22 protein-coding genes are annotated in these 20,976 nt (G+C 70.6%); 14 read left to right on the top strand and 8 right to left on the bottom strand.

Going from position 1 to position 20,976, the window contains the following annotated elements; all coding sequences use genetic code 11:
* Positions 1-213 precede the first annotated feature (213 nt).
* The 3 genes from E6G06_04340 to E6G06_04330 are packed head-to-tail and all read left to right on the top strand — an operon-like array spanning position 214 to position 3,575.
* On the top strand, positions 214-798 hold the full coding sequence (locus E6G06_04340) for a TetR/AcrR family transcriptional regulator (GenBank protein ID TML92980.1): 585 nt from the start codon (positions 214-216) through the stop codon (positions 796-798).
* 43 nt (positions 799-841) lie between these two features.
* Positions 842-2,500, top strand: coding sequence for a DNA alkylation response protein (locus E6G06_04335; GenBank protein TML92979.1), 1,659 nt, complete (start codon positions 842-844; stop codon positions 2,498-2,500).
* A 52-nt stretch (positions 2,501-2,552) separates the two neighbouring features.
* Positions 2,553-3,575: a GHMP kinase gene (locus E6G06_04330; GenBank protein TML92978.1), complete on the top strand. Its 1,023-nt coding sequence runs from the start codon at positions 2,553-2,555 to the stop codon at positions 3,573-3,575.
* On the opposite strand, the gene E6G06_04325 is transcribed toward E6G06_04330, so the two are convergent.
* A complete protein-coding gene (locus E6G06_04325) occupies positions 3,529-4,212 on the bottom strand; it encodes a pentapeptide repeat-containing protein (protein TML92977.1) in 684 nt (227 codons plus the stop codon). The genes E6G06_04330 and E6G06_04325 overlap by 47 nt on opposite strands.
* Before the next feature lie 68 nt (positions 4,213-4,280).
* On the opposite strand from E6G06_04325, the gene E6G06_04320 reads away from it, so the two are divergent.
* The 4 genes from E6G06_04320 to E6G06_04305 all read left to right on the top strand — a co-directional run bounded on the left by E6G06_04320 (position 4,281) and on the right by E6G06_04305 (position 7,950).
* Positions 4,281-4,862 (top strand): adenylate kinase, encoded by a 582-nt coding sequence (locus E6G06_04320; protein TML92976.1) that lies wholly within the window; start codon positions 4,281-4,283, stop codon positions 4,860-4,862.
* Positions 4,863-4,890: 28 nt separating this feature from the next.
* On the top strand, positions 4,891-6,507 hold the full coding sequence (locus E6G06_04315; GenBank protein ID TML92975.1) for an ATP-dependent DNA ligase: 1,617 nt from the start codon (positions 4,891-4,893) through the stop codon (positions 6,505-6,507).
* A 62-nt stretch (positions 6,508-6,569) separates the two neighbouring features.
* Positions 6,570-7,103 carry an RNA polymerase sigma factor gene (locus tag E6G06_04310; GenBank protein ID TML93045.1) on the top strand — a complete coding sequence of 178 codons (534 nt, stop codon included), beginning with the start codon at positions 6,570-6,572 and terminating at the stop codon, positions 7,101-7,103.
* Positions 7,096-7,950 (top strand): hypothetical protein, encoded by an 855-nt coding sequence (locus E6G06_04305; GenBank protein ID TML92974.1) that lies wholly within the window; start codon positions 7,096-7,098, stop codon positions 7,948-7,950. The genes E6G06_04310 and E6G06_04305 overlap by 8 nt, the downstream gene beginning before the upstream one ends.
* Before the next feature lie 214 nt (positions 7,951-8,164).
* Here E6G06_04305 and E6G06_04300 read toward each other — a convergent pair whose 3' ends face one another.
* On the bottom strand, positions 8,165-8,560 hold the full coding sequence (locus tag E6G06_04300) for a VOC family protein (protein TML92973.1): 396 nt from the start codon (positions 8,558-8,560) through the stop codon (positions 8,165-8,167).
* Complete coding sequence (locus tag E6G06_04295; GenBank protein ID TML92972.1) at positions 8,557-8,925, bottom strand: DUF427 domain-containing protein; 369 nt, start codon at positions 8,923-8,925, stop codon at positions 8,557-8,559. Before E6G06_04295 ends, E6G06_04300 begins: the two co-directional genes overlap by 4 nt.
* A 156-nt stretch (positions 8,926-9,081) precedes the next feature.
* Here E6G06_04295 and E6G06_04290 point away from each other — a divergent pair, with 156 nt between their 5' ends.
* Both E6G06_04290 and E6G06_04285 read left to right on the top strand, forming a co-directional pair.
* Complete coding sequence (locus E6G06_04290; protein TML92971.1) at positions 9,082-9,486, top strand: hypothetical protein; 405 nt, start codon at positions 9,082-9,084, stop codon at positions 9,484-9,486.
* A gap of 113 nt (positions 9,487-9,599) precedes the next feature.
* Positions 9,600-10,292, top strand: coding sequence for a hypothetical protein (locus tag E6G06_04285; GenBank protein ID TML92970.1), 693 nt, complete (start codon positions 9,600-9,602; stop codon positions 10,290-10,292).
* Positions 10,293-10,547: 255 nt separating this feature from the next.
* Here E6G06_04285 and E6G06_04280 read toward each other — a convergent pair whose 3' ends face one another.
* Genes E6G06_04280 through E6G06_04270 form a run of 3 tightly spaced genes read right to left on the bottom strand, consistent with a single transcriptional unit; the run spans position 10,548 to position 15,241 of the window.
* Positions 10,548-12,185, bottom strand: coding sequence for a GMC oxidoreductase (locus tag E6G06_04280; GenBank protein ID TML92969.1), 1,638 nt, complete (start codon positions 12,183-12,185; stop codon positions 10,548-10,550).
* The gene (locus E6G06_04275) at positions 12,034-14,544 is read right to left on the bottom strand and encodes a PAS domain S-box protein (GenBank protein ID TML92968.1); all 2,511 of its coding nucleotides are present in this window, start codon (positions 14,542-14,544) and stop codon (positions 12,034-12,036) included. The genes E6G06_04280 and E6G06_04275 overlap by 152 nt, the downstream gene beginning before the upstream one ends.
* Positions 14,279-15,241, bottom strand: coding sequence for a hypothetical protein (locus E6G06_04270; GenBank protein ID TML92967.1), 963 nt, complete (start codon positions 15,239-15,241; stop codon positions 14,279-14,281). The genes E6G06_04275 and E6G06_04270 overlap by 266 nt, the downstream gene beginning before the upstream one ends.
* On the opposite strand from E6G06_04270, the gene E6G06_04265 reads away from it, so the two are divergent.
* Positions 15,092-15,775 (top strand): ATP-binding protein, encoded by a 684-nt coding sequence (locus tag E6G06_04265; GenBank protein ID TML92966.1) that lies wholly within the window; start codon positions 15,092-15,094, stop codon positions 15,773-15,775. The two genes, E6G06_04270 and E6G06_04265, sit on opposite strands and share 150 nt — an antisense overlap.
* On the opposite strand, the gene E6G06_04260 is transcribed toward E6G06_04265, so the two are convergent.
* Complete coding sequence (locus E6G06_04260) at positions 15,738-16,091, bottom strand: STAS domain-containing protein (GenBank protein TML92965.1); 354 nt, start codon at positions 16,089-16,091, stop codon at positions 15,738-15,740. The two genes, E6G06_04265 and E6G06_04260, sit on opposite strands and share 38 nt — an antisense overlap.
* Positions 16,092-16,106: 15 nt before the next feature.
* Positions 16,107-16,760: a phosphatase PAP2 family protein gene (locus tag E6G06_04255; GenBank protein TML92964.1), complete on the bottom strand. Its 654-nt coding sequence runs from the start codon at positions 16,758-16,760 to the stop codon at positions 16,107-16,109.
* Between E6G06_04255 and E6G06_04250 the strand changes: the two genes are divergently transcribed.
* From E6G06_04250 to E6G06_04235, 4 genes are read left to right on the top strand one after another with little or no spacing between them, the layout of a single operon-like run.
* Positions 16,624-17,934, top strand: a complete 1,311-nt coding sequence (locus E6G06_04250; protein TML92963.1) for a phosphatase PAP2 family protein — start codon at positions 16,624-16,626, stop codon at positions 17,932-17,934. The two genes, E6G06_04255 and E6G06_04250, sit on opposite strands and share 137 nt — an antisense overlap.
* The gene (locus E6G06_04245) at positions 17,934-18,809 is read left to right on the top strand and encodes a diacylglycerol kinase family lipid kinase (GenBank protein ID TML92962.1); all 876 of its coding nucleotides are present in this window, start codon (positions 17,934-17,936) and stop codon (positions 18,807-18,809) included. The genes E6G06_04250 and E6G06_04245 overlap by 1 nt, the downstream gene beginning before the upstream one ends.
* Positions 18,806-19,798 carry a YihY/virulence factor BrkB family protein gene (locus E6G06_04240; GenBank protein TML92961.1) on the top strand — a complete coding sequence of 331 codons (993 nt, stop codon included), beginning with the start codon at positions 18,806-18,808 and terminating at the stop codon, positions 19,796-19,798. Before E6G06_04245 ends, E6G06_04240 begins: the two co-directional genes overlap by 4 nt.
* Entirely contained in the window at positions 19,795-20,958 is a 1,164-nt protein-coding gene (locus tag E6G06_04235) for a cardiolipin synthase B (GenBank protein ID TML92960.1), read from the top strand. Before E6G06_04240 ends, E6G06_04235 begins: the two co-directional genes overlap by 4 nt.
* The last annotated feature ends 18 nt before the right edge of the window (positions 20,959-20,976 follow it).

Raw genomic sequence — 20,976 nt, 5'->3', positions numbered from 1 at the left:
CACCTCGAGCAGACCGACCATGCGGCGCCGGGCCGGCGACGGTCGCAGCGGCTCCGGCGGGCGGCGTGCGCCGCGGTCCGGGGCCGGGCGTTTGGGGTGGGCCACGCCCTGGTCGTTCGCCGTCACCGTGCCTGGGTCCTTCTCCTCCGCGGCCGAATACCCACGGAGTGCGATCGGCTCGTCCCCCTCGTTACCGTAGGGTAGCTTTCCCGCGTGGCCCGCCTTCCCGCCGTGCGCCGCCGCCGCCAGCTGCTCGAGATCGCCCTCCAGCTCTTCGCCGCCCGCGGCTTCCACGGCGCCTCGATGGACGACATGGCCGAGGCGGCGGGCGTCACCAAGCCCGTCCTCTACCAGCACTTCGGCTCGAAGCGCGAGCTCTACCTCGAGGTGCTCGACGACGTGGGCAACCGGTTGCTCGAGGCGATCGGCAAGGCGGCAGCCGCCGCCGGGGGCCCGCGCCAACAGGTCGAGAACGGCTTCAGCGCGTACTTCAGGTTCGTGGCCGACAACGAGAGCGCCTTCCGGGTGCTGTTCGTCGGCTCGGGACGTGACGGCGACGACCGGGAGTTCGTCCACGCCGTCCGCCGGGTCGAGGACGCCATCGCTGACGCCATCGCCGTCCTCATCGAAGCCGACATCGACGACGAGCACCGGCGTCTGCTGGCGCACGGCATCGTGGGGCTGGCCGAGTCCACCAGCCGCCATTGGCTGCGTCACGGGCGCCGCGAGGGCCCCGAGGTCCTTGCCCGTCGCCTCGCCGACCTCGTCTGGGCGGGCCTGCGCAGTGTCCACCGCTGACCCGCTCGTGTCGGCCGCCCACCGCCGCTGGCAGACTCACGGCATGGGCGCGACGTCGACCCACGAGGTCGTGAACCAACCGCCGCCGCTCGCGGGTTACGACGTCTTCACCGCCGACGCGGCACTGGTCGACGCGGCGCGGCGCGAGGGCGCGGCGTGGGCCATCGACGGGCTGACCGACCTCGGGCGCCTGGCCGGCGGCGAGGAGGCGATCGAATGCGGACGGCTGGCGAACGTCAACCCGCCGCTCTTGCGCACGCACGACCGCTTCGGCCACCGGATCGACGAGGTCGAGTTCCACCCCGCCTACCACGAGCTGCTGCGCACCGCGCTCGAGCACGGCCTCCACGCCGCACCATGGGCCACGCCGCGGGCCGGCGCCCACGTCGCCCGGGCGATGGGGTTCTACGTGTGGACGCAGGTCGAGGCGGGTCACGGTTGCCCGGTCTCGATGACTTACTCGGCAGTCCCGGCCCTACGCGCCGCGCCCGAGCTGGCGGCCGCATGGGAGCCGCGGCTGCTGTCACGAACGTACGACCGCCGCGCCCGCCCCGTCACCGAGAAGACGGGCGCGACGTGCGGCATGGCCATGACCGAGAAGCAGGGTGGGTCCGACGTGCGCGCCAACACGACCTCCGCGCAGCCCGCGTCGTCCGCCACCGGTCCGGGCGGCGCCTACCTGCTCACCGGCCACAAGTGGTTCTGCTCCGCGCCGATGTGTGACGCGTTCCTCGTGCTCGCCCAGGCACCCCGCGGCCTGTCGTGCTTCCTGCTCCCCCGGTGGCTCCCCGACGGGACACGCAACCGCATGCATCTGCAGCGCCTCAAGGACAAGCTCGGCAACCGCTCCAACGCCTCGAGCGAGATCGAGCTCTCCGGTGCGTGGGCGACCATGGTGGGCGACGAAGGCCGCGGGGTCCCCACGATCATCGAGATGGTCAACCACACCCGGCTCGACTGTGTGATCGGCGCGGCCGCGGGCATGCGCCAGGCGGTCGCGCAGGCAACCCACCACGCCGCCCACCGGACCGCGTTCGGCCGCCTGCTCGTCGAGCAACCCCTGATGATGAACGTGCTCGCCGATCTCGCGGTCGAGTCGGAAGCAGCCACGGTCACGATGACCCGGCTCGCCGCCGCCTACGACGCGGCCGCCGCCGGCGACGAGCGCGAAGCCGCGTTCAAGCGCCTTGCCACCGCCGTGGTCAAGTACTGGGTGTGCAAGCGCCAGCCTCCGCACGCGGCCGAAGCGCTCGAGTGCCTCGGCGGCAACGGGTATGTCGAGGACTCGATCATGCCGAGGCTCTTCCGCGAGAGCCCGCTCAACGGCATCTGGGAGGGATCGGGCAACGTCATCTGCCTCGACGTGCTGCGCGCCATCCGGCGCGAGCCCGCGTCGCTCGAGGCGTTCCTCGACGAGGTCGGGCTCGCAGGGGATGCGGACCACCGCCTCGACGAGGCGCGACGGTGTCTCGAGGCGGAGCTGAACGACCTCGACGGCATCGAGGCCCGCGGCCGGCGCGTGGTCGAGCGGATGGCGCTGCTGCTGCAGGCCTCGCTGCTCGTGCGCCACTCCCCTGCCGCGGTAGCCGACGCGTTCTGCGCGTCGCGGCTCGCCGGCGACTCCGGCCGCGCCTTCGGCACCCTCCCGTCCGGCACGGACGGTCAGGCAATCCTCGCACGGGCCCGACCGCTCGTCGCCTGAGCGCTCGACCCGATCGGTGTCAGGCGATGCCGTCGTTCCGACCCTCGTCGTAGTGGCGACCGCGCCCGTGCGCGTGTGCGACATCGGTGGCTGGACCGACACGTGGTTCGCCCGCCACGGTCACGTCTGCAGCATCGCCGTTCGCCCGGGCGTCACGGTCCGCGCCGCCGCGTATCCACGAGCGAGACGACCGCACGCCGTCGTGGTGGACGCCGTCGACTTCCGCGAGCGGCTCGTGCTGTGCCCGGGGAGCGAGGTGCCCGAGCGCCACCGGCTGCTGGCCGCGGTCACCGACGAGGCGAGGATCCCCGACGACGTCGCGGTCGAGCTCTCGGTTGCGTCGGGTGTCCCGCCCGGTTGCGCAACGGGCACCTCCGCCGCCGTCGCAGTGGCGGTGATCGGCGCGCTCGACCACCTGTTGGCCATCAGGCGGACTCGTGACGAGATCGCGCAGGCCGCGCATCGCGTCGAGGTCGAGCGGCTCGGGCTGCAGAGCGGCGTGCAGGACCAGCTCGCGGCGGCGCACGGCGGGGTCAACCACATCGAGGTGACGGACTACCCCGACACGCGCGTCGACCCGATCGCGATGGGCGACGAGCACCGCTCGGAGCTCGAGCGTCGCATCCTGCTCGTGTACCTCGGGCGCGCCCACCGGTCCTCCGCCGTGCACGACCGTGTGGTCGCCGACCTGGCCCACGAGGGGCCGGGATCACCGCGCCTCGAGCGGCTCCGGCACTGCGCCGAGCGGGCGGTCGAGGCACTCGCCCGGAGCGACTGGGTCGAGCTCGGGCACGTGATGGTCGACAGCACCGACGCTCAGGCCGCCCTCCATCCGTCCGTGGTCTCCGACGATGCCCGCCGGGTCATCGCCGTCGCGCGGGCCCACGGCGCGCTCGGGTGGAAGGTCAACGGCGCAGGCGGCGACGGCGGCTCGCTCACGGTGCTGTGCGGTCCTGGTGCTGACGCGCGGCACATGTTGGCCCGCGCCATCGGGGAGATCGAGGGCGCGTCGGTGATCCCGATTCGACTCAGCGCCCAGGGTCTCCGACGTCGAGAGGGTCGTCGTCGACCGTAATCCCGAGCGCGGCGAACACGCGCAACGCGAGCGGCAGCACCTGCTCCGTCTCCACGACCACGCCGGCAAAGCTGTCGGCGCCGAGGACGTCGGCGAGGGTCGAGCCGTGCAGGCGCGCGCCCCGCAGGTCGGCCTTCGAGAACTGGGCGAAGTCGAGGTCGCAGCTCGAGAACCGCACCGACGGGAGCTTGGCGGCGTAGAAGTCGGCCGTGCGCAGGATCGTGCGGTCGAACTCGACCCGCTCCGACGTCGTCATCCGGAAGTTGGCGTCGTCGAGCTTGCACTCCACGAAGCGGACGTCGCGCAAACGCGCCCCCGCGGCCACGAGCCCCGACATGCGACAGTTCCGGAACTCGACGCGCGTCAGCACCGCGTCCATGACCACCGCGCCCGACAGGTCACAGTCGTCGACGACGGTGTCCGTCATCCGGAGGCGCCCGACCTCGACGCCGACGAGTCGGGCCCCCATGACAAGCGACTCCGAAACCTCGACGGTGCCCGCGACCTGGCCGCTGAAATCTCCCCGCGCGCAGACCTGGTACCACTCGAGGCCATCGGCCAGCGGGTCGCCGGGCGCGTCCGCGAGGTCGGGGGGAACCTGGGGACGGGTCGGCGCCTCACCGACCGGCTTCGCCATCGGGTCGAAGCTATCGGGCGCCGGTACGCTGCGCCTTTCCCTTCGATACAGGCGTTCGGGAGGCACCCGTGTTGCGAGCCCTGCTCCTCGCCCCACCGGGGGCGGGCAAGGGGACCCAGGGCGACCGTCTGGCCGAGGCCTACGGCGTCCCGCACCTCGCGACCGGCGACCTGCTTCGGCAGCACGTCGAGGAGGGCACGCCCGTCGGTCTCGAGGCGAAGCGCTTCATGGACCGCGGTGAGCTGGTGCCCGATCGCGTCGTCGTGGATCTCGTCTCCCGTCACCTCGCCGGGCCCGAGCCCCTGCCGGGTTTCGTTCTCGACGGCTTTCCCCGGACGTTGCCCCAGGCCAAGACCGCGTACGACTGGGGGAAGACACACGACCGGACCTTCCATGCCGTCGTTTCGCTCGACGTGCCAGAGGACGAGCTGGTGCGCCGGCTGCTGGAACGGGGGCGCCGCTCCGGGCGCACCGACGACACAGAGGACACCATCCGCCGTCGCCTAGCGGTGTACAAGGAGAACACCCGGCCGCTGCTCGACTTCTACCGCGATCGAGGCGTGCTGCACGAGATCGACGGCACGGGAGAGGTCGAAGAGGTCACCAGGCGTATCCGCGACGCGCTCGACCCGCTCGTCGCATCCGGCTGAGCGCCAACCGGCGGGGCATGATCACGCGGTGCTGCTGGCCGAGCTCGCCGACACGTCACGCGCGGTCGCCGCGACCGCGGCGCGCTCGACGAAGATCGCTCTGCTAGCCGACCTGCTCACCCGGCTCGAGCCCGACGAGGTGGTCCCGGCGGTCGCGCTGCTCGCAGGCGCGGCGCGCCAGGGCCGCATCGGTGTGGGCTGGGCGACCGTCCGCGACGTCGACGTGGTGCCCGCGACGGCTCCGGTCCTCACCGTCGGAGACCTCGACGCCGCGCTCGAGGAGCTCACCGTGCTCACCGGCCAGGGATCGGCGGGCGCCCGCCGCGCCCGCTTGAGCGCGCTGCTGGCCGCGGCCACCGAGACCGAAGCCGAGCTGATCCGGCGGCTGCTCCTCGGCGAGCTCCGGCAGGGCGCGCTCGCGGGCGTCATGGCCGATGCGATCGCGCGGGCCGCGTCCCTCCCGGCGGCGGCGGTGCGGCGAGCCGCCATGCTCACCGGCGACCTCGCCGCCGTCGCCGCGGTCGCCTTCGCCGAGGGAGAGGCGGGGCTGGGGGCGATCGGCCTCCGCGTGCTCCGGCCCGTGCTGCCGATGCTGGCATCGACCGCAGCCGACGTCGGCGAGGCCATCGAGGGGTGCGGGATGTCGTCGGTCGAGTGGAAGCTCGACGGTGCCCGTGTGCAGGTCCACCGCGCCGACGCCGAGGTGCGCATCTTCACGCGCAACCTCAACGACATCACCGACCGGCTCCCGGGGGTGGCGGCGATCGTCCGGTCGATGCCGGCCAACTCGCTCATCCTCGACGCCGAGGTGATCGGCGTGCGACTCGACGAACGGCCGGAGCTGTTCCAGTCGACGATGAGCCGGTTCAGTCGCCAGGCCGCCGAGTCGCCGGTCGACGGACAGCCGGACGTCGAACAGCCCGTCGTCGAAGAGCCCGTCGTCGAGCCCGTGGTGGACACCGAGCTGCGGGCGTGGTTCTTCGACTGCCTCCATCTCGATGGTCGGGACCTGATCGACGAGACTCTCGTCGAACGCCTCGCCGCGCTCGAGCGAGTGGTGGGTCGGTGGCGCATACCCGGCACGGTCACCGACGATCCGGTGGTGGGCGCGGCGGTGCTCGACGAGGCGCTGGCCGCCGGGCACGAAGGCGTGATGGTGAAGGCGGTCGGCTCCCGCTACGAGGCGGGACGCCGCGGCAAGTCGTGGCGCAAGGTCAAGCCCGTCCGCACCTTCGACCTCGTGGTGCTCGCGGCCGAGTGGGGGCACGGGCGGCGGCGGGGTTGGCTGTCGAACCTGCACCTCGGCGCCCGGGACCCTCGCGGCGAGGGCTTCGTCATGGTGGGCAAGACGTTCAAGGGCTTGACCGACGCGCTCCTCACGTGGCAGACGGAGCGACTGCGCGAGCTCGCGGTGGAGGAGCGTGGGATCACGGTGTTCGTGCGTCCGGAGCTCGTCGTCGAGATCGCGCTCGACGGCGTGCAGGTGTCGCCCCGGTACGCAGGCGGCGTGGCGCTCCGGTTCGCACGGGTGCGGCGCTACCGCCCGGACAAGGAACCGAGCGAGGCGGACACGATCGACGACGTTCGCGCGCTCCTCCCGGCCCCGGGCGAGGCGGCGGGAACCTCGGGCCCGGATCCGGTGTAGGCGGGACGACGGGGCCTGCGCGGGAGCGGGCTCCCGGGAGGAGGACCACGGAGGACTCGGAGCTGATCGATCGGGCGAAGCGGGGAGACGTCGACGCCTACGCCGAGCTGATACGGCGCTACCAACGCGATGCCCGGCGCGTCGCCGCCGCGATCGGTGGCGCCGGCGTGGCCGACGACGCGGCCCAGGAGGCGTTCGTGCGCGCGTACGGCTTCCTGCATCGCTTTCGGGCGGGCGCACCCTTCCGCCCCTGGCTCCTCACCATCGTGGCCAATGTCGCGCGCAACCAGCGCAGGTCGGCCGGTCGCTGGTCGCGAGCGAGCCGGGCGACGTGCGAGCTCGGCGTCGCTCCAGGGCTCGCACCTTCGGCGGAGGACGTCGCGCTGACCGGCGAGGGCAACGGCGCGTTGCGCGCGGCGGTCGACGCGCTCCCCGTTCGCTACCGCGACGTGGTGGCGTGCCGTTACCTCCTCGATCTCACCGAGGACGAGACGGCCCGCGTCCTCGGCATCGCGCGTGGCACCGTGAAATCGCGCCTCTCCCGGGCCCTCGACCGGCTGGAGCGACACGTCGAGAGGGAGGTGCCTCGTGCCTGACGGTGATGCCCGCACGCTCCTCGAGAGCCGGCTCCGTGAGCTCGGTCGCGAGATCGACGCGCACATCGAGGATCGCGACCTCGCCGCGGCGGTGACGCAACGGCTGACGCCGAGCGCCTCGCAGCCTTCCCGGCGCCCCACCTGGCAGCGATCGCTCGGGCGCCGGGCCCGACCGCGCCTGGTCGTCGCGGCCGTCACCGTCGTCGCCATGCTCGCCCTGATCGCGCCGGTCCGCGCTGCGGTCCGGAGCTTCTTCGACATCGGAGCGGTCCGCGTCCACGCACCGGGCACCCGCCGCCTTCCCGCGGTCACGGCGGCAGCACTCGAGCTCGGCTCGCGCACCACGCTGGCCGACGCGCGGGCGCGGATGACCGTCGTCGTGCCGACCGTGCCCGGCTTCGAGCAACCGGACGAGGTCTGGTTCGCAGGCGTCGGCGGTGGCCAGGTCTCGCTCGTCTATCGGGCGCGACCCGGGTTGCCGGGCGCGGCGCCGAGGAACACCGGGCCCACGAACACCGGGACTACAAACAGCGCGCCCACCAAGGTCGGCGCGACCAACGTCGGGCTGTTGATCCAGGAGTTCATCGGCGACGGTCAGCAGGTGGTGCACAAGCACCTCACCACCAACACGCGTGCGCAGCTGGTGATGATCGGCTCGGACCAGGGGGTGTTCTTGTCGGGCGGCGAGCACTTCCTGTACTACGACGACCCCACCGGAGCCCAACAGCTCCTGAACGGGCGGCTGGTGGGGAGGGCCCTCATCTTCCCGCGCGGGACCCAGACGATCCGCATCGAAGGATCGTTGCCGCTCGCCCGCATGCTGGCGATCGCGCGGTCGCTGCGATGACACCGGTGCCGCGAGGCCCGATCCTGAACGGGAAATGAGTCATCCGACCCATTGTCCCGGTGCGTGCTTGCCGGTAGCACGAGTGGTGCAGTCCTCACGCCGGGAACCGGGGGGAGGTGGGGACCTGTGGAATGGCTGGCGGCCCGGGCCGGTGGGTTGAGGAGGGGGGGTTCCCTCCCCGACCCGGACCGCCTTGCTCATTCTCGCCATCCCGTCAACCGGCTCCCGAACCGCCGCTGCCGTACGGTCGGGTGATCACTTCGAGGAGATGACCGTCGGGGTCGCCGAAGTAGAGCCCGCGACCCCCGTCGTTGCGGTTGATCTCGCCGTGCCGCGTCCGGCCGGGGTCGGCCCAGTAGTCCAGCCGCCGCTCACAGATGCGGCCGAAGACCGCATCGAAGTCGTCGTCGCCGATGAGGAACGCGTAGTGCTGAGAAGCGATCTCCGCGTCGGTCTCGTGGTAATCGAGCGAGACGCCGTTGCTGGCCTCGACCACGAGGAAGGGCCCGAACCGGGTGGGTCTCGGCAGACCGAGGATCTCCGCGAGGAACGTCGCCGAGGTCTCCTGGTCGCGGCACCACACGATGGTGTGGTTGAGCTGCACGCTCATGCGGTTGTCCAATCCTTCCCGTCGACGGTGAGCTCGACGCGCTCGTTGTAGAAGCACATGAGGCCCGTGATCCCCTCCGCCTCCGGGATCGGGCTCTCGTAGCTCCATACGAGATCGTCGTGAACCGCGCCACCGACCTCGACCGACCAGTACGACGCCTGGCCCTTGAACGGGCAGGTCGACTCGTGGCTCGTGGCGCGGAGCAGCTCGGTCCGCACGTCTTCACGCGGCAGGTAGTAGCGGGTGGGCAACCCCGTCTCGTCGAGCAGGACGGGACGGTCGGACGCCGCCAACTTCTCTCCGTCGACGGTGACCTCGACGTGGAGCCGGGTCGGCGTGATCGTGATCTTGTGCCCCTGTGCCATGCATCTCCCAACCCCGTGGGAACCGCGACGATTCCGGCGCCACTCCAGCGTCGCGCAGTCGACCTCCCCTTCCCACTCGCCCCGGGATCTGCGAAGCTTCGGCTGCTCTGAGGCAGTGGTGGGGTCTCTCCCGCGGGAGGCCGGAGGGGAGCAGCGATGGGCTCGCTGGGCGCCACACGCGGTGCTCGTCCGCGGGCGCACGTCGGGGTCGCAGTCGCGGCTGCTCTCCCCGTCCTGCTCGTCGTCGGGCTCCTGACTGACGCGCAGACACTGCGGTGGCGATCGACGGCGCCGCAGCCGCGCGCCGCGATGCTCGAGTCGGGTCGTCGCGCCGACGCGCTCGTCACCCGATCCGCGCTTCGCGACGACCTCGACGCAACCGCGGACAGCGTCGACGACGCCTCGTCCGACGCGGTGCTCCCCGTCACGGTGGCATCGCCACGGGTGGAGTGGCGGAGGATCGCGACGCCACCGGTTGCACTCGAGCCGATCGCCTCTGCGTGGTGGGCGGCGACTGCGGCCCGCGCGCCACCCGACGCGAACGCCTCGATCTCCCGTTAGCTGCTCCGATCGGTCTCCTCGAAACGGAGCCCGATCGTCGAGCAGGAGCCGACGTTCTCTCACGCGCGCGACGCCGCGTCGCCGCCTCGAATCGCAAAAGGAGCAACAGCCCCATGACCGCAGCCACACGCACGCTGTTCCGGCCCACCAAGACCCGAATCCTCTACACGGCCCTGTTGATCGCCGTTCTCGTCGGCGTCGGGTATCGGGTCGTCCCTTCCGACGCCGCGAGCTCCAAGCGCGACCAGATCAAGTTCGACCTGTTCCCGAGCAAGCTGCTGCTGCCCTGCATCGCCAACGGGCACGACACTCCGACCGCGCACGTCAAGGTCGAGCGCGAGAACCTGAACGACGAGCTGACCCTCACGTTCGACGGCCTGAAGCCCGGCCTGAAGTTCGACCTGTTCACGGTGCAGCACAGCAATCAGCTCGCCAACGGCGACCCTGATCCCAACTTCAGAGGCTCGTTCGGTCTGGCCTGGTACCAGTCCGACGTCGAGGTGGGCAGGGGGAGCTCAGATCACGATGCGGGCAGGGTGACCATCCACACGATCCTGCTCGATCAGATCTTCGGCTTCGATCCCGACGTGAGCCTGGCGCCGACGAACACGTTCCACGTCGGCTTCTGGTTCAACGACCCGGCCGACGCGGTGCCGTGCGGATTCCCGCCGGGCATGTTCACCCCGTTCAACGGCGAGCACCACGCGGGGCCCGTCGCGTTCATCAGCCGTCCGGACGCCGGGACGGGCCTGGGCCCGCTGTGCTCGGATCCCGATTCCAGCCAGCCGAGCGGCTGCAATCCGTAGGCACTGAGGAACGAGGGGCGCCGGTGCCGAGCCGGTGCCCCTCCTTCCACCTGTGTTCCATGCCTCTGGACGATGATGATCTCGGCCGTGAGCGAGTGGGATGACGCCGAGGTCGAGCGGGCACCGATCTGTGCGGTGTGCGGTGTCACCGCGCTCCCAGCCGAGACGGCCAACGTGATCGATTCGCGCTTCGTCTGCGAGAACCCCGACTGCGAGGCCTTCGGCGAACCTGTCTGACCGTCGCCGAGCTCGAGCTCACCCGGCGATCTTCTCGACCAGCCGCTGCGCGATCGCGACCGTCGTGAGGTGGGTGTTCGCCTTGGGCAGGTCGGGCATGACCGATGCGTCACAGACCAGGAGATGCTCGTAGCCGATGACCCGGCAGTGGGTGTCCACCACCGCAGCCGCGTCGCCCGGCGTGCCCATCCGACAGGTCCCGACCGCGTGGACGTAGTCGTTCGCGGTCGCGGCGAGCCAGTCGTCGATCGCATCATCGGAGTCGAGGTCGTCGACGGGTGTCGTGAGCGCGAGGACACCGTCGCTGATCGACGCGACGGCTGGATGGCGGACGATGTCCACCATGCGCCGGACGCAGTCACGGAGCCGCGTGCGGTCGCGGGCGTCCGACAGCATGTGGAACTCGACGATAGGATCCGTCCGCGGGTCTGCGGACCGCAGCCGCACGTCACCCCGCGAGAACACACGCATGACCGCGCCCGTCAGCCGACCACCGGCAAGCCCCTCCTCGGTCGGGCCGACGGCGTCGAACCAGATCATCTGCATGTCGTTGGGGCCGGCCTCGGCGAGGCCGGACGTGTACCGCAGCATCGAGCTGAACACCGGGGCGTTCGCCGACCGCATCCGTCCCGCGGGCGTCAGCGCGATCTCGAAGCCCGCGGTCGCGGCGTGGTCCTTCAGGTTTGCGCCAACGGGTAGGCCGTCGTCGAGCCCGACGCCCGATCGCAAGAGGATCGCGGGCGAGTGAATCGCACCCGCGCTGACGATCACGTCACGCCCGGCGATCTCCTCGCCCGTGGCTGTTCGAACTCCGGTCGCGTGCCGCCCGTCGAGCAGCACCCGGTCGACGAGCACGTCGCCGCGTACTTCGAGGTTCGCGCGCGCCCGTGCGGGCTCGAGGTAGGCGTCGTTCGTCGAGACGCGCCGGCCGTCGCGCAAGGTCAGCGCAGCGCGACTGACCCCGGTGGCGTCGACCGCGTGGTAGTCGTCGCACACCGGGTAGCCGCGATCGCCCAATGCCGTCCGCAGCGCCCGGTCGAGCGGCGGCAGCTCGTCGAACGGCAGCCGCGACAGGGGGATCGGGCCACCCTTGCCGTGCAACCCGTCGCCGCCGTAGTCGAGGTCGTCCTCGACGCGCAGGAAGGCCGCGAGCATCTCGGGCCATCCCCAACCCGGACAGCCGAGCTCGTGGGCCCAGCGCTCGTAGTCGTCGACCGTGCCGCGGATGGCGCCCATCGCGTTGATCGAGGACGACCCGCCCGCGCCCCGCCCCCGTACGTACACCGCCGCGGGCTGCCCCGCGACACGCGTCGCGACGAGGTTCGGCCAGATACGCCCCGGCTCCATCATCGCGTTGAAGAAGTTGCTCGCGCGCAGGCCGGTCGGAGCATCGGCGGTGCGGTGATCCGGCCCGGCTTCGAGCAACAGCACCGAGGTGTTCGGATCCTCCGACAATCCCGCTGCGACCACCGCGCCCGCCGAGCCGGCGCCAACGACGATGACGTCATACGCGGTCACGGCGCTCCCCAGTCGGCTCGTCGATGCGCAGAACGACCAGCGCGATGTCGTCTTGGCGACGCGTCTGGGGAAGCCGATCGATGACCGAGCTGTAGATGGCCTCGGCGATGTCGCTCGCCGTACCCGATGCTGCAGCATCGGTGATCAGGGCGATGACGTCCTCGAGGTCGAGTCCGTGCGGTGGCGGCAGGTCCGCGATGCCGTCGGTGTAGAACACGACGACGTCATTCGGGCCGATGACGGTCTCTGCGGTCGTGGTCGAATGGTCGTCGAACGCGCCCAGGAGGGTCCCTGGTTCGCCGAGCGTCGCGGCCTCGCCCCCTGCCCGGACGACGACGGGCAGCGGATGACCTCCCGAGCTGCTGATCAGTCGGTGTCGACCGTCCGCGACGGGCTCGAGGGTGGCGTAGCAGGTCGTGCAGAAAAGGTCACGGCCCGAGTGCAGGATCGCCTCGTTGATCCAATCGAGCACGGCCGCGTGACCCTGGCTGTGGCGTGCCGCGGCGCGAACGGTGTGACGCACGATGCCGGTCACGGCGGCGGCGTTGGCGCCGGTACCACAGACATCGCCGATCACGATCGCCCACCGATTGTCGGTCAGCGCGAACAGATCGTAGAAGTCACCCCCGACCAAGGCGGCTTCGCCCGCGGGCCAGTACCGCACGGCGACATCGACCCCCGGGACCGACGGCACGCTGGGTGGGAGGAGCGCAGCTTGCAGCGTGGCCGAGATGAAGCGGTGCTCATCAGTGATCCAGATGTTCTCGAGGGCTTCCGCGATGCGACCGGCCGCAGCCCGTGCCAGCGCGACGTCCTGCAAGTCGTAATGGCGACCCGACTCGGCACTCACGAACTGCATCGCGCCGATGACACCTCGCTTGGTCGTCAGCGGGACCGTGATCACGCTCGTCAGACGAAGCGCGTCGATGATCTTCTGCGCTTCGCCGCGGTCGATCGTCGACCGCTCGAGCGCCTGATCGATCACGCGTTGGTCGACGTCGGGAACGTACTCGACCCTTCCCGTTCGGATGACGGCGGGGACGCCCGCCTCCCCCGTCGGATCGAAGGGATATCGCTCGGAGAGCTCTTTGGCCCACTCGACCTTGGCGGGATCTGAATGCGCGACCTCGAGCTCGACTTCAGCACCGGCATCGGGCAGGAAGTGCAATGAGCACCAGTCGCCGAGCCGCGGGACGGCCGCCGCGGTCACCGACCGCATGAACTCGCGGTGATCCGTCGCGCCGGTCGACGCATCGGTGAGCCCGGCCAGGAACTCGAGACGTTCTCGCTGTCGAAGCTCACGCTCCGCCGATTCGCGGGCTTCGGTGGCCAGTCGCCGGGCCTCGGCCTCCGCCGCCTTCGTGGCGGTGATGTCGCCCGTGCATCCGATCGTGCCGGTCACCAGCCCGGCGCCGTCGAGCGTGACGCTGCCCCGACCCTGGAGCCAGTGCACGGACCCGTCCGGCCAGACGACGCGATGGTCGACCTGGTAGCTCGACTTGGACTCGACCGCCCTCCTGACCACTCGCAGCACGTCGTCGCGATCCTCCGGGTGCAACAGCGACAGATAGGTGTCGAAGCTGCCGTCGAACGTGCCCGGCTCCAGTCCGAACAGTCGCTCCAACCGCTCGTCCCACGTGACCGCGCCCGTTGCGATGTCCCATCGCCACGTCCCCAGATCACCGGCATCGAGCGCCAGCTGGAGGTGCTGGGACAGATCAGCCGCCTGCTGCTCGGCCAGCCGCTGGTCGGTCACGTCGTCCGCGGCCGAGACGGTCCCCACGATCGTCCCGTCCTCACTCCGCAGAGGGGTCACGACGGCGAACACCCGAAACGGCGTTCCATCACGGCGCAGCACGCTGAAGTCGCCCGTCCACGTCTGGCCACCGACGACCGCGCGGAGCACCTCGCTTCGGGGCTCAGGCTGGGTGGCGAGCTCGACGACGTCAGAGATCCGGGCGCCGATCACCTCGTCTGCCGCCCAGCCGTAGAGCGCCTCCGAGACGCGGTTCCAACCGACGATCACTCCGTCGACGTCGGTGACGACGATCGCGCGGGGAAGGGCGTCGAGCACCCACTCGGTTCGCCTGAAGGCCGCCAGCGCCAGCGGGTCGATTCCCGACGTCATCGGAGAGCCTCGTGGCGGGGTCAGGCCCGACTGCCCGGCGGCACCGCCGTTCGTAGCCAACGAACGGCGGCGATCGTCGTCGCTGCCTGGCCCGGCATCCCGACTAGTGGGACCGCGCAAGCTCTGCCCAGACAATCTTGCCGTCGGGTACGAGCTCGGTCCCCCAGCTCGTCGAGAGCCCGGCCACGAGCGCGACCCCTCGTCCGCCGAGCGCGTCCGGCGCGACGTCGCGTCGCGTCGGCAGCGCAGGACTGAGATCGTGGACCTCGATCTTGACGGCCGCGTCGGAACGGCGAACCGAGACCCGGAAGGGACAGCTCGCATGGAGGAGCGCGTTGCTCGCGAGCTCGGAGACGACCGCCGTGGCATCGTCGACCAACTCGTCCTGATCCCACGCGGTGAGCGTCTGACCGACGAGGCGCCGGACGGCTCGAGCTGCGAGCGGAACGGCCAGGAAGAGCTGGGAGCGCTCGGCGATCGCCTCCATCGCGAGACCGGTGGCCGCTCCAGACGCGTAGCTGCTGGGCGCGACGACACCCGAATGCTCGTCGCAGACCCTGCGGGCTGCGGTCAGGTCGTCGTTGCCCGCCACCGCCGACATGGGATAGGCGCAGTAGAGCGCGAACCGGTAGTCCCGCGCGAGCTCGTTCCAGAGCGCCTCCAGCTCGATTGCGCCCGTCACATTTCCTTGCTGCCAAAGCAACGCGACCATCTCTCCGAAGGCCCGCACGGGCCTACATCTGTCGACCGCTTCGGCGATGAGCCCTCCGACCACCGCCATGAACCGGCCGCGGTCGGGTGCGCCGTCGATCATGAAGCTCGACAGCACCTCGCCGGCATCGAGGCAGACGTAGCGCGCGGGGCCGCATGCGCCATCGGTGAGACGCCGGGCGAGCACCGCATCGATGGCGTCGCGATGGGCTTGCGTTGCCAGCACGACGAGGACCTCGTCGTCATCGAGCTCGTCGGTCAGGAACCCACCCACGTCGCGGACCAGATCGGCCTCGTCGTCGTAGAAGTTGACGATGTGACCGCAGCATTCTCGAAGGGGCTGCGATCGGGACATGACGATCAATTTACCCACCGCGGCTCGTTCCAAGCGAAGGCCCGTCAGGAGCCCGGTCGAGTCGCGTTGCCCGGGGGTTTGTCGTCCGGGGATTTGGGAACCGACGTCATGCCCGCAATGTCCCTGGAGCGATCCTTGGCAGTACGCGCATGCTTCCCCCCCACCGCCGCCAGCGTGCGTGCCGCTCGATCCTTCGTGGGCAGCGCCGTCGACGGACCCGCTGAGGTGCGTGACACGGCGGTTCTCCTGACGAGCGAGCTGGCGACCAATGTCGTCCGCCACGCAGCGACCGACTTCGAGGTCGCGCTCCGCCCGCTGAATGCGACGACCGTGCGGGTCTGCGTGATCGATCAGAGCGTCGGCGTGCCTGTGATCCGCGAGAAGCCGGACGATGCAGAGGCCGGACGGGGGATGACGCTGGTCGCGACGCTCGCAGCGGCGTGGGGCGTCGACCGGCAACCGCACGGCAAAGCCGTCTGGTTCGACCTCGCGCCGGTCAGTCTTCGGGCTGGATCAGGTGCGACAGGCCCGTGACCTCGAGGACGCTCCGCGTCTGCGCCTGAGGTCCGCGCACGACCAGGGCGCCACCCGTGCGCTCGAGCTGCTTGTGGGCCCGCACGATCACGCGGACACCCTGCGAGTCCATGAAGTCAACACCAGCCAGGTCGAGCACCACCTGTGGGTGACCGCGCCCGATGACGACACGGAGCGCTTCCGACAGCTGTGGCGCGGTGGCCACGTCGATGTCACCAGTGGCGACGACGACGTGGTCGTCGTTGGTAGAGAAGGCAGGTTCCGGCACTGGCTTGGGTGACGACAGGTCAAGCTTGGGTCCTCGAGGGGTGATCAAAGCGTAATCAAAACGTCAGCCAAGACGCGTCGCCGGGCTACGAGACTCGGCACGATCGCTGATTGTGGCCGGAGCCTGCTCGGCGATAGCTTCGGCCTCGGCCACCGGAGCACCGAATTGCAGCAGCCGCCCTCCGAACGCGATCGAGCAGAGCGCCAGCCATCCCCACCCCACCGCCATGCCGGCGAGCACATCGGTGAACCAGTGCACGCCGAGCATGACCCTGCTCGCGGCAACGAGCGTGGCAAGGCCCACCGCACCCCCGGCGAGCAGGTTGCGAACCGCACGCGGACGCCCGCGACCCAGGAGCAGCGCCACGACCGCGAGCGTGGCCGCGGCGGCGGCCGCGTGCCCGGAGGGGAACGACGAGCCTGAATAGCCCGTCAGCTGATGGACGGACGGCCGCTGCCGGTCGACAACCGCCTTGACGATGTTCACGATCGCGAACTGACCCAGGACCGTGAGCGCGAGCAGCGCCGGGATCGCCCGATTCGGGCGTCGCCTGTACTCGAGCACGCCGACCACCCCGGCGATGGCGATCACGCCGACGGTTCCGCCGAGGAGGCTGATGTCGCGCAGGCCACGGGTCGAAACGGGCGTGGCGTGCTCGGCGCCCCAACGGGCAAACGCGAGGTCCCACGACGCCAACCCCGAGTGGGTCCGAACCATCAGCAGCAGGAGACCAATCGCCGTGATCACGCTGGCGAGCGCGGCGACTGCGACGGTCAAGACCAGACCGGTTGCCGCGGACGGATCGATGTGCCGACGCAGCAGGAGCCGGAGCCGAGGGTGCTCACGTACCTCGGTCCTCACGATCGAGGAGTCCTCCGCGAGGCGCGGCGCGACCGGGTCGATTCGGGGCCAACGACGGGCGAGCGCCCAGCCGAGGAGACCGGCGGTGACTGCAGGGACGAAGACGCTCGCGAGGATCACCAGAGTCTCATTTCAGTACCGAACTCACCACCGTCCGAAACGGGCGTCGTCACTGCGACGTTTGGGAGGGTCGCGATTTGGTAACGGTGGCCAAATGGCGAGCGCGTCTACGCACGCCACCCGCCCTCGAGACAACGAGCCCCCGAGCGACGCGTGGCCCACACGAGTCGGGGACATCGGCCCCGAGCGGACCGGCCTTCGGGCCCGCTACCCGCGTGCGACCGCAGCGGCATCGGTCCTCGTCGCCGGGTACGTCGCAGTCGGCGTGGCCATGCTCGCGCTCGGCCTGCTCGTGACGAAGGTGCTCGCGGGCGGCCCCGTCGGGAGGGCCGACGTGGAGGCGACCCGATGGTTGTCGGAGCATCGCGATGGCGCCCTCGACCTCCTCACGAGCGTGCTGTCGAGATCCGCGGACACGGCCGGTGCCGTAGCGATCGCGTTGCTCGTGGTGATCATCCTCGCCCGCCGGCGGCGCTGGCGCGACGCGGGGGTGCTGGTGGCGGGGCTCGGCCTCGAGCTGTTCACCTTCCTCGCGGTGAACTTCCTGGTCGATCGACCCCGGCCCGCAGTCCCGAAGCTGGGGTCCGTCCCCTCGACGTCGAGCTATCCGTCCGGGCACAGTGCCGCCGTCCTCGTCATCTACGCCTCGATCGCGATCTTCGTCTCCGCCGGTGGTGCCCGTCAGGCGTCTCGCGTGCTGGCCTGGGCCGCAGCCGTGATCATGCCGACGGCGGTCGGGTTCGCCCGGGTCTACCGCGGGATGCACCATCCCCTCGATGTCGCAGCGGGCCTCGTGATGGGGGCCGCGGTGTTGTTCGTCGCGTTCGCCGCGTTTCGGGCCGCGGACGTCGCCGCACGCGGCGCGCCGGAATCGAACGGGTCCGCGCCACTCGAGCGAGAACGGGTCTGATGGAACGCGTCGCCGTCGTCGCCCATCAACGGAAGTCCCTCGACGGCGGCCTGCCCGACCTCCGCAGGCAGTTGGCCGACGCGGGAGTCGAGGAGCCCCTCTGGTTCGAGGTCCCCAAGAGCAGGAAGGCGCCGAAACGTGTTCGGGACGCGATCCGGCAGGGTGCCGAGCTGGTCCTGGTCTGGGGCGGTGACGGCATGGTGCAGCGCTGCATCGACGTGCTCGCGGGCCACGACGTCGCCCTCGGGATCCTGCCGGCCGGCACCGCGAACCTGTTGGCAACGAACCTGGGGATCCCGCACGACCTCGACGAGGCCCTTCGGGTGGCGTTGTCGGGTCGCAACCGACGGCTCGACGTCGGGCGCGTGAACGGGGAGCACTTTGCGGTCATGGCCGGTGTGGGTTTCGACGCGCGCATGATCGGAGGGGCCGACGGCTCCAGCAAGGACAAGCTGGGCCGGCTCGCGTACGTGCGGAGCGGCGTGAAAGCCACGCGGGCCGGGGCCGCCAAGGTCCGGATCAAGGTCGACGGCGTCCGGTGGTTCAAGGGCGCGGCGACGTGCGTGCTCGTGGGCAATGTGGGCACCGCTACGGGCGGGCTCGTCGTGTTCCGTGACGCGGAGCCCGACGACGGCGTGCTCGACGTCGGCGTCGTTACCGCCAAGGGCAGCCTGCAGTGGTTGCGACTTCTCTCTCGCGCCGCGCGCAAGGAGCCGGGCCGGTCGCCGTTCGTGCACATGACCCGGGCGCGCAAGGTGGATGTGCGCCTCGATCGTGACGTGCTCTACGAGCTCGACGGCGGCAGCCGCTCGAAGGTGTCGCGGCTCAGGTTCCGGGTCGAGCCCGGCGCGATCACCGTGCGGGTGCCGGCGTGAGCACGGCTCAACTCGTTCCCGAGACCTGGGAGCTCAGCGGGGACGACGCCCGCGCCACCTTGAAGCGGTGTGGGCGGCGGCGACTCCTGAGCGACGCGTTCCAGCGGCTGCGATGGTCCGACGGCTTCAGCCACGCGCGTTCGATGGCGTTCATGGTGTCCCTCGGCGCCATCCAAGGGATGATCGCCTTGGTCGGCTTGGCGCGGGCCTTCGGCGATGGTGGGATCAGCGACGTCATCGTGCGCTCGGTCAAGGGCGCCGCGCCCGGCCCCGTTGCCGACCTGCTCACCACCACCATCTCGCAGGCGCAGCGGGCCGGTGCGTCGCACAACTACATGGGCCTTGCCTTCGGTGTCATCGGCTGGCTCATCACCGCCACGACCGCCATGGGCCAGCTCGAGCGAGGTCTGAATCGCATCTACGGTGTCGAGAAGGATCGACCCGCGCTGCACAAGTACGGCTTCGCGCTGGCGCTCGCGGTGAGCGTGGGTGCTCTCCTCACGGCTGCGGTCGGCGTGCTCGCGTTCGGGCGGGCCATCAGCCACTCGATCGGCAACCCCGCCTGGGCGCGCGCCTGGGACGTCGCCGCCTGGCCGGTCGGAGTCGGCCTCGCGCTCGCGGCCATCGCGTTGCTGTTCCGTTGGTCCCCACGCCGCCGCCAACCGGCATGGTCGTGGCTCGTGTTCGGATCGTCCGTCGCCGTCGCGCTGTGGTTCGTGATGACGGTCGGCCTCGGGGAGTTCTTCTCGCGCAGCGCTTCCTTCGGCCGGACGTACGGCCCGCTGGCCGGCATGGTGGCGCTCCTGCTCTGGTCACTCCTCACTTCCATCGCGCTGTTCTTCGGTGCCGCGATCGCGGCCCAGCTGGAAGCGGTGCGCGCCGACGCCGCGTCCCCCCAGGACCAGCAGAAGGTCGCCGAGTCGGAGCCCGACGCAGGCCCTTCGAGCGCGTCGTCGTCGCCTCAGGTGCCCGCACTCGGGCGCGCATGACCGCGGACGACCCGACCCAGCGGGCGCGGCGGGTCCTCGAGGGAGTGCTCGGCGTACCTGTCACCGAAGGCAACCGAGTCGACCCGCTCCGCAACGGTTGCGAGATCTTCCCTGCCATGTTCGATGCGATCGAGAAGGCCGAGCACACGATCGACTTCCTCACGTTCATCTACTGGCGGGGTGAGGTCGGGTCCCATCTGGCCGAGGTGCTCGCCAAGAAGGCGAAAGCCGGTGTGCGCGTGCGCGTCCTGCTCGACGCATACGGAGCCCGACCGATGGATCCGGCCGCGATCGACATCATGCACGACAACGGGGTCGTGCTGCGATGGTTCCGACCGCTCAACCGCTTTCGCCCGCTCGAGACCAACCACAGGACCCACCGCAAGGTGATGATCGTCGATGAGGCGGTGGCGTTCACCGGCGGAGTCGGCATCGCCGACGAGTGGAAGGGTGACGCCCGCAACGAGCACGAGTGGCGTGACACCCACTTCCGCTTCGAGGGCCCCGTGGTCGACGGGCTACGCGCCGCGTTCCTCGACAACTGGGTCGAGACCGACCCCGTCCTCTTCGACGACGTCGACCGCTTCCCCCATCAACCTCAGCCCGGTCACGCACGTGCTCAGTGCGTACGCGGGGCTTCGGAGACGGGATGGAGCGACATCGCTACGCTCTTCCGGACGCTGGTGCAGCTGGCGGCGGAACGGGTGCGCATCGCGACCGCCTACTTCGTGCCCGACGACGACCTCACCGATCGCCTGTCTGACGCCGTGCAGCGCGGCGTGAGCGTCGAGGTCCTCCTGCCGGGGCCGCACGCCGACAAGCGCTTCGTGCAGATCGCCGCCGAGGCGACCTACCAGCGCCTGCTCGAGATCGGCGTCAGGATCTGGAACTTCCAGCCGAGCATGCTGCACGCCAAGGTCATGACGGTCGACGGCTGTCTCGCCAACATCGGCTCCGCCAACCTCAACAGCAGGTCGATGGCCCTGGACGAGGAGATCAACGTCGTCGTGCTCGACCCGTCCCTGGTGAAGACGCTGGACGAGCACTTCGACGACGACCTCGAGCGCTGCGCGGAGATCGAGCCCGGTCGCTGGGAGGAACGCTCGGCGACGCAGCGGGCGTACGAGCGGCTCGCCACGCCGATCCGACGCTTCTTCTGAGCCGGCTCACCGACCGCC

The organism is Actinomycetota bacterium (genome assembly GCA_005888325.1).
Taxonomy (GTDB): domain Bacteria; phylum Actinomycetota; class Acidimicrobiia; order Acidimicrobiales; family AC-14; genus AC-14.
This window is presented reverse-complemented; position numbering and strand designations above follow the sequence as displayed.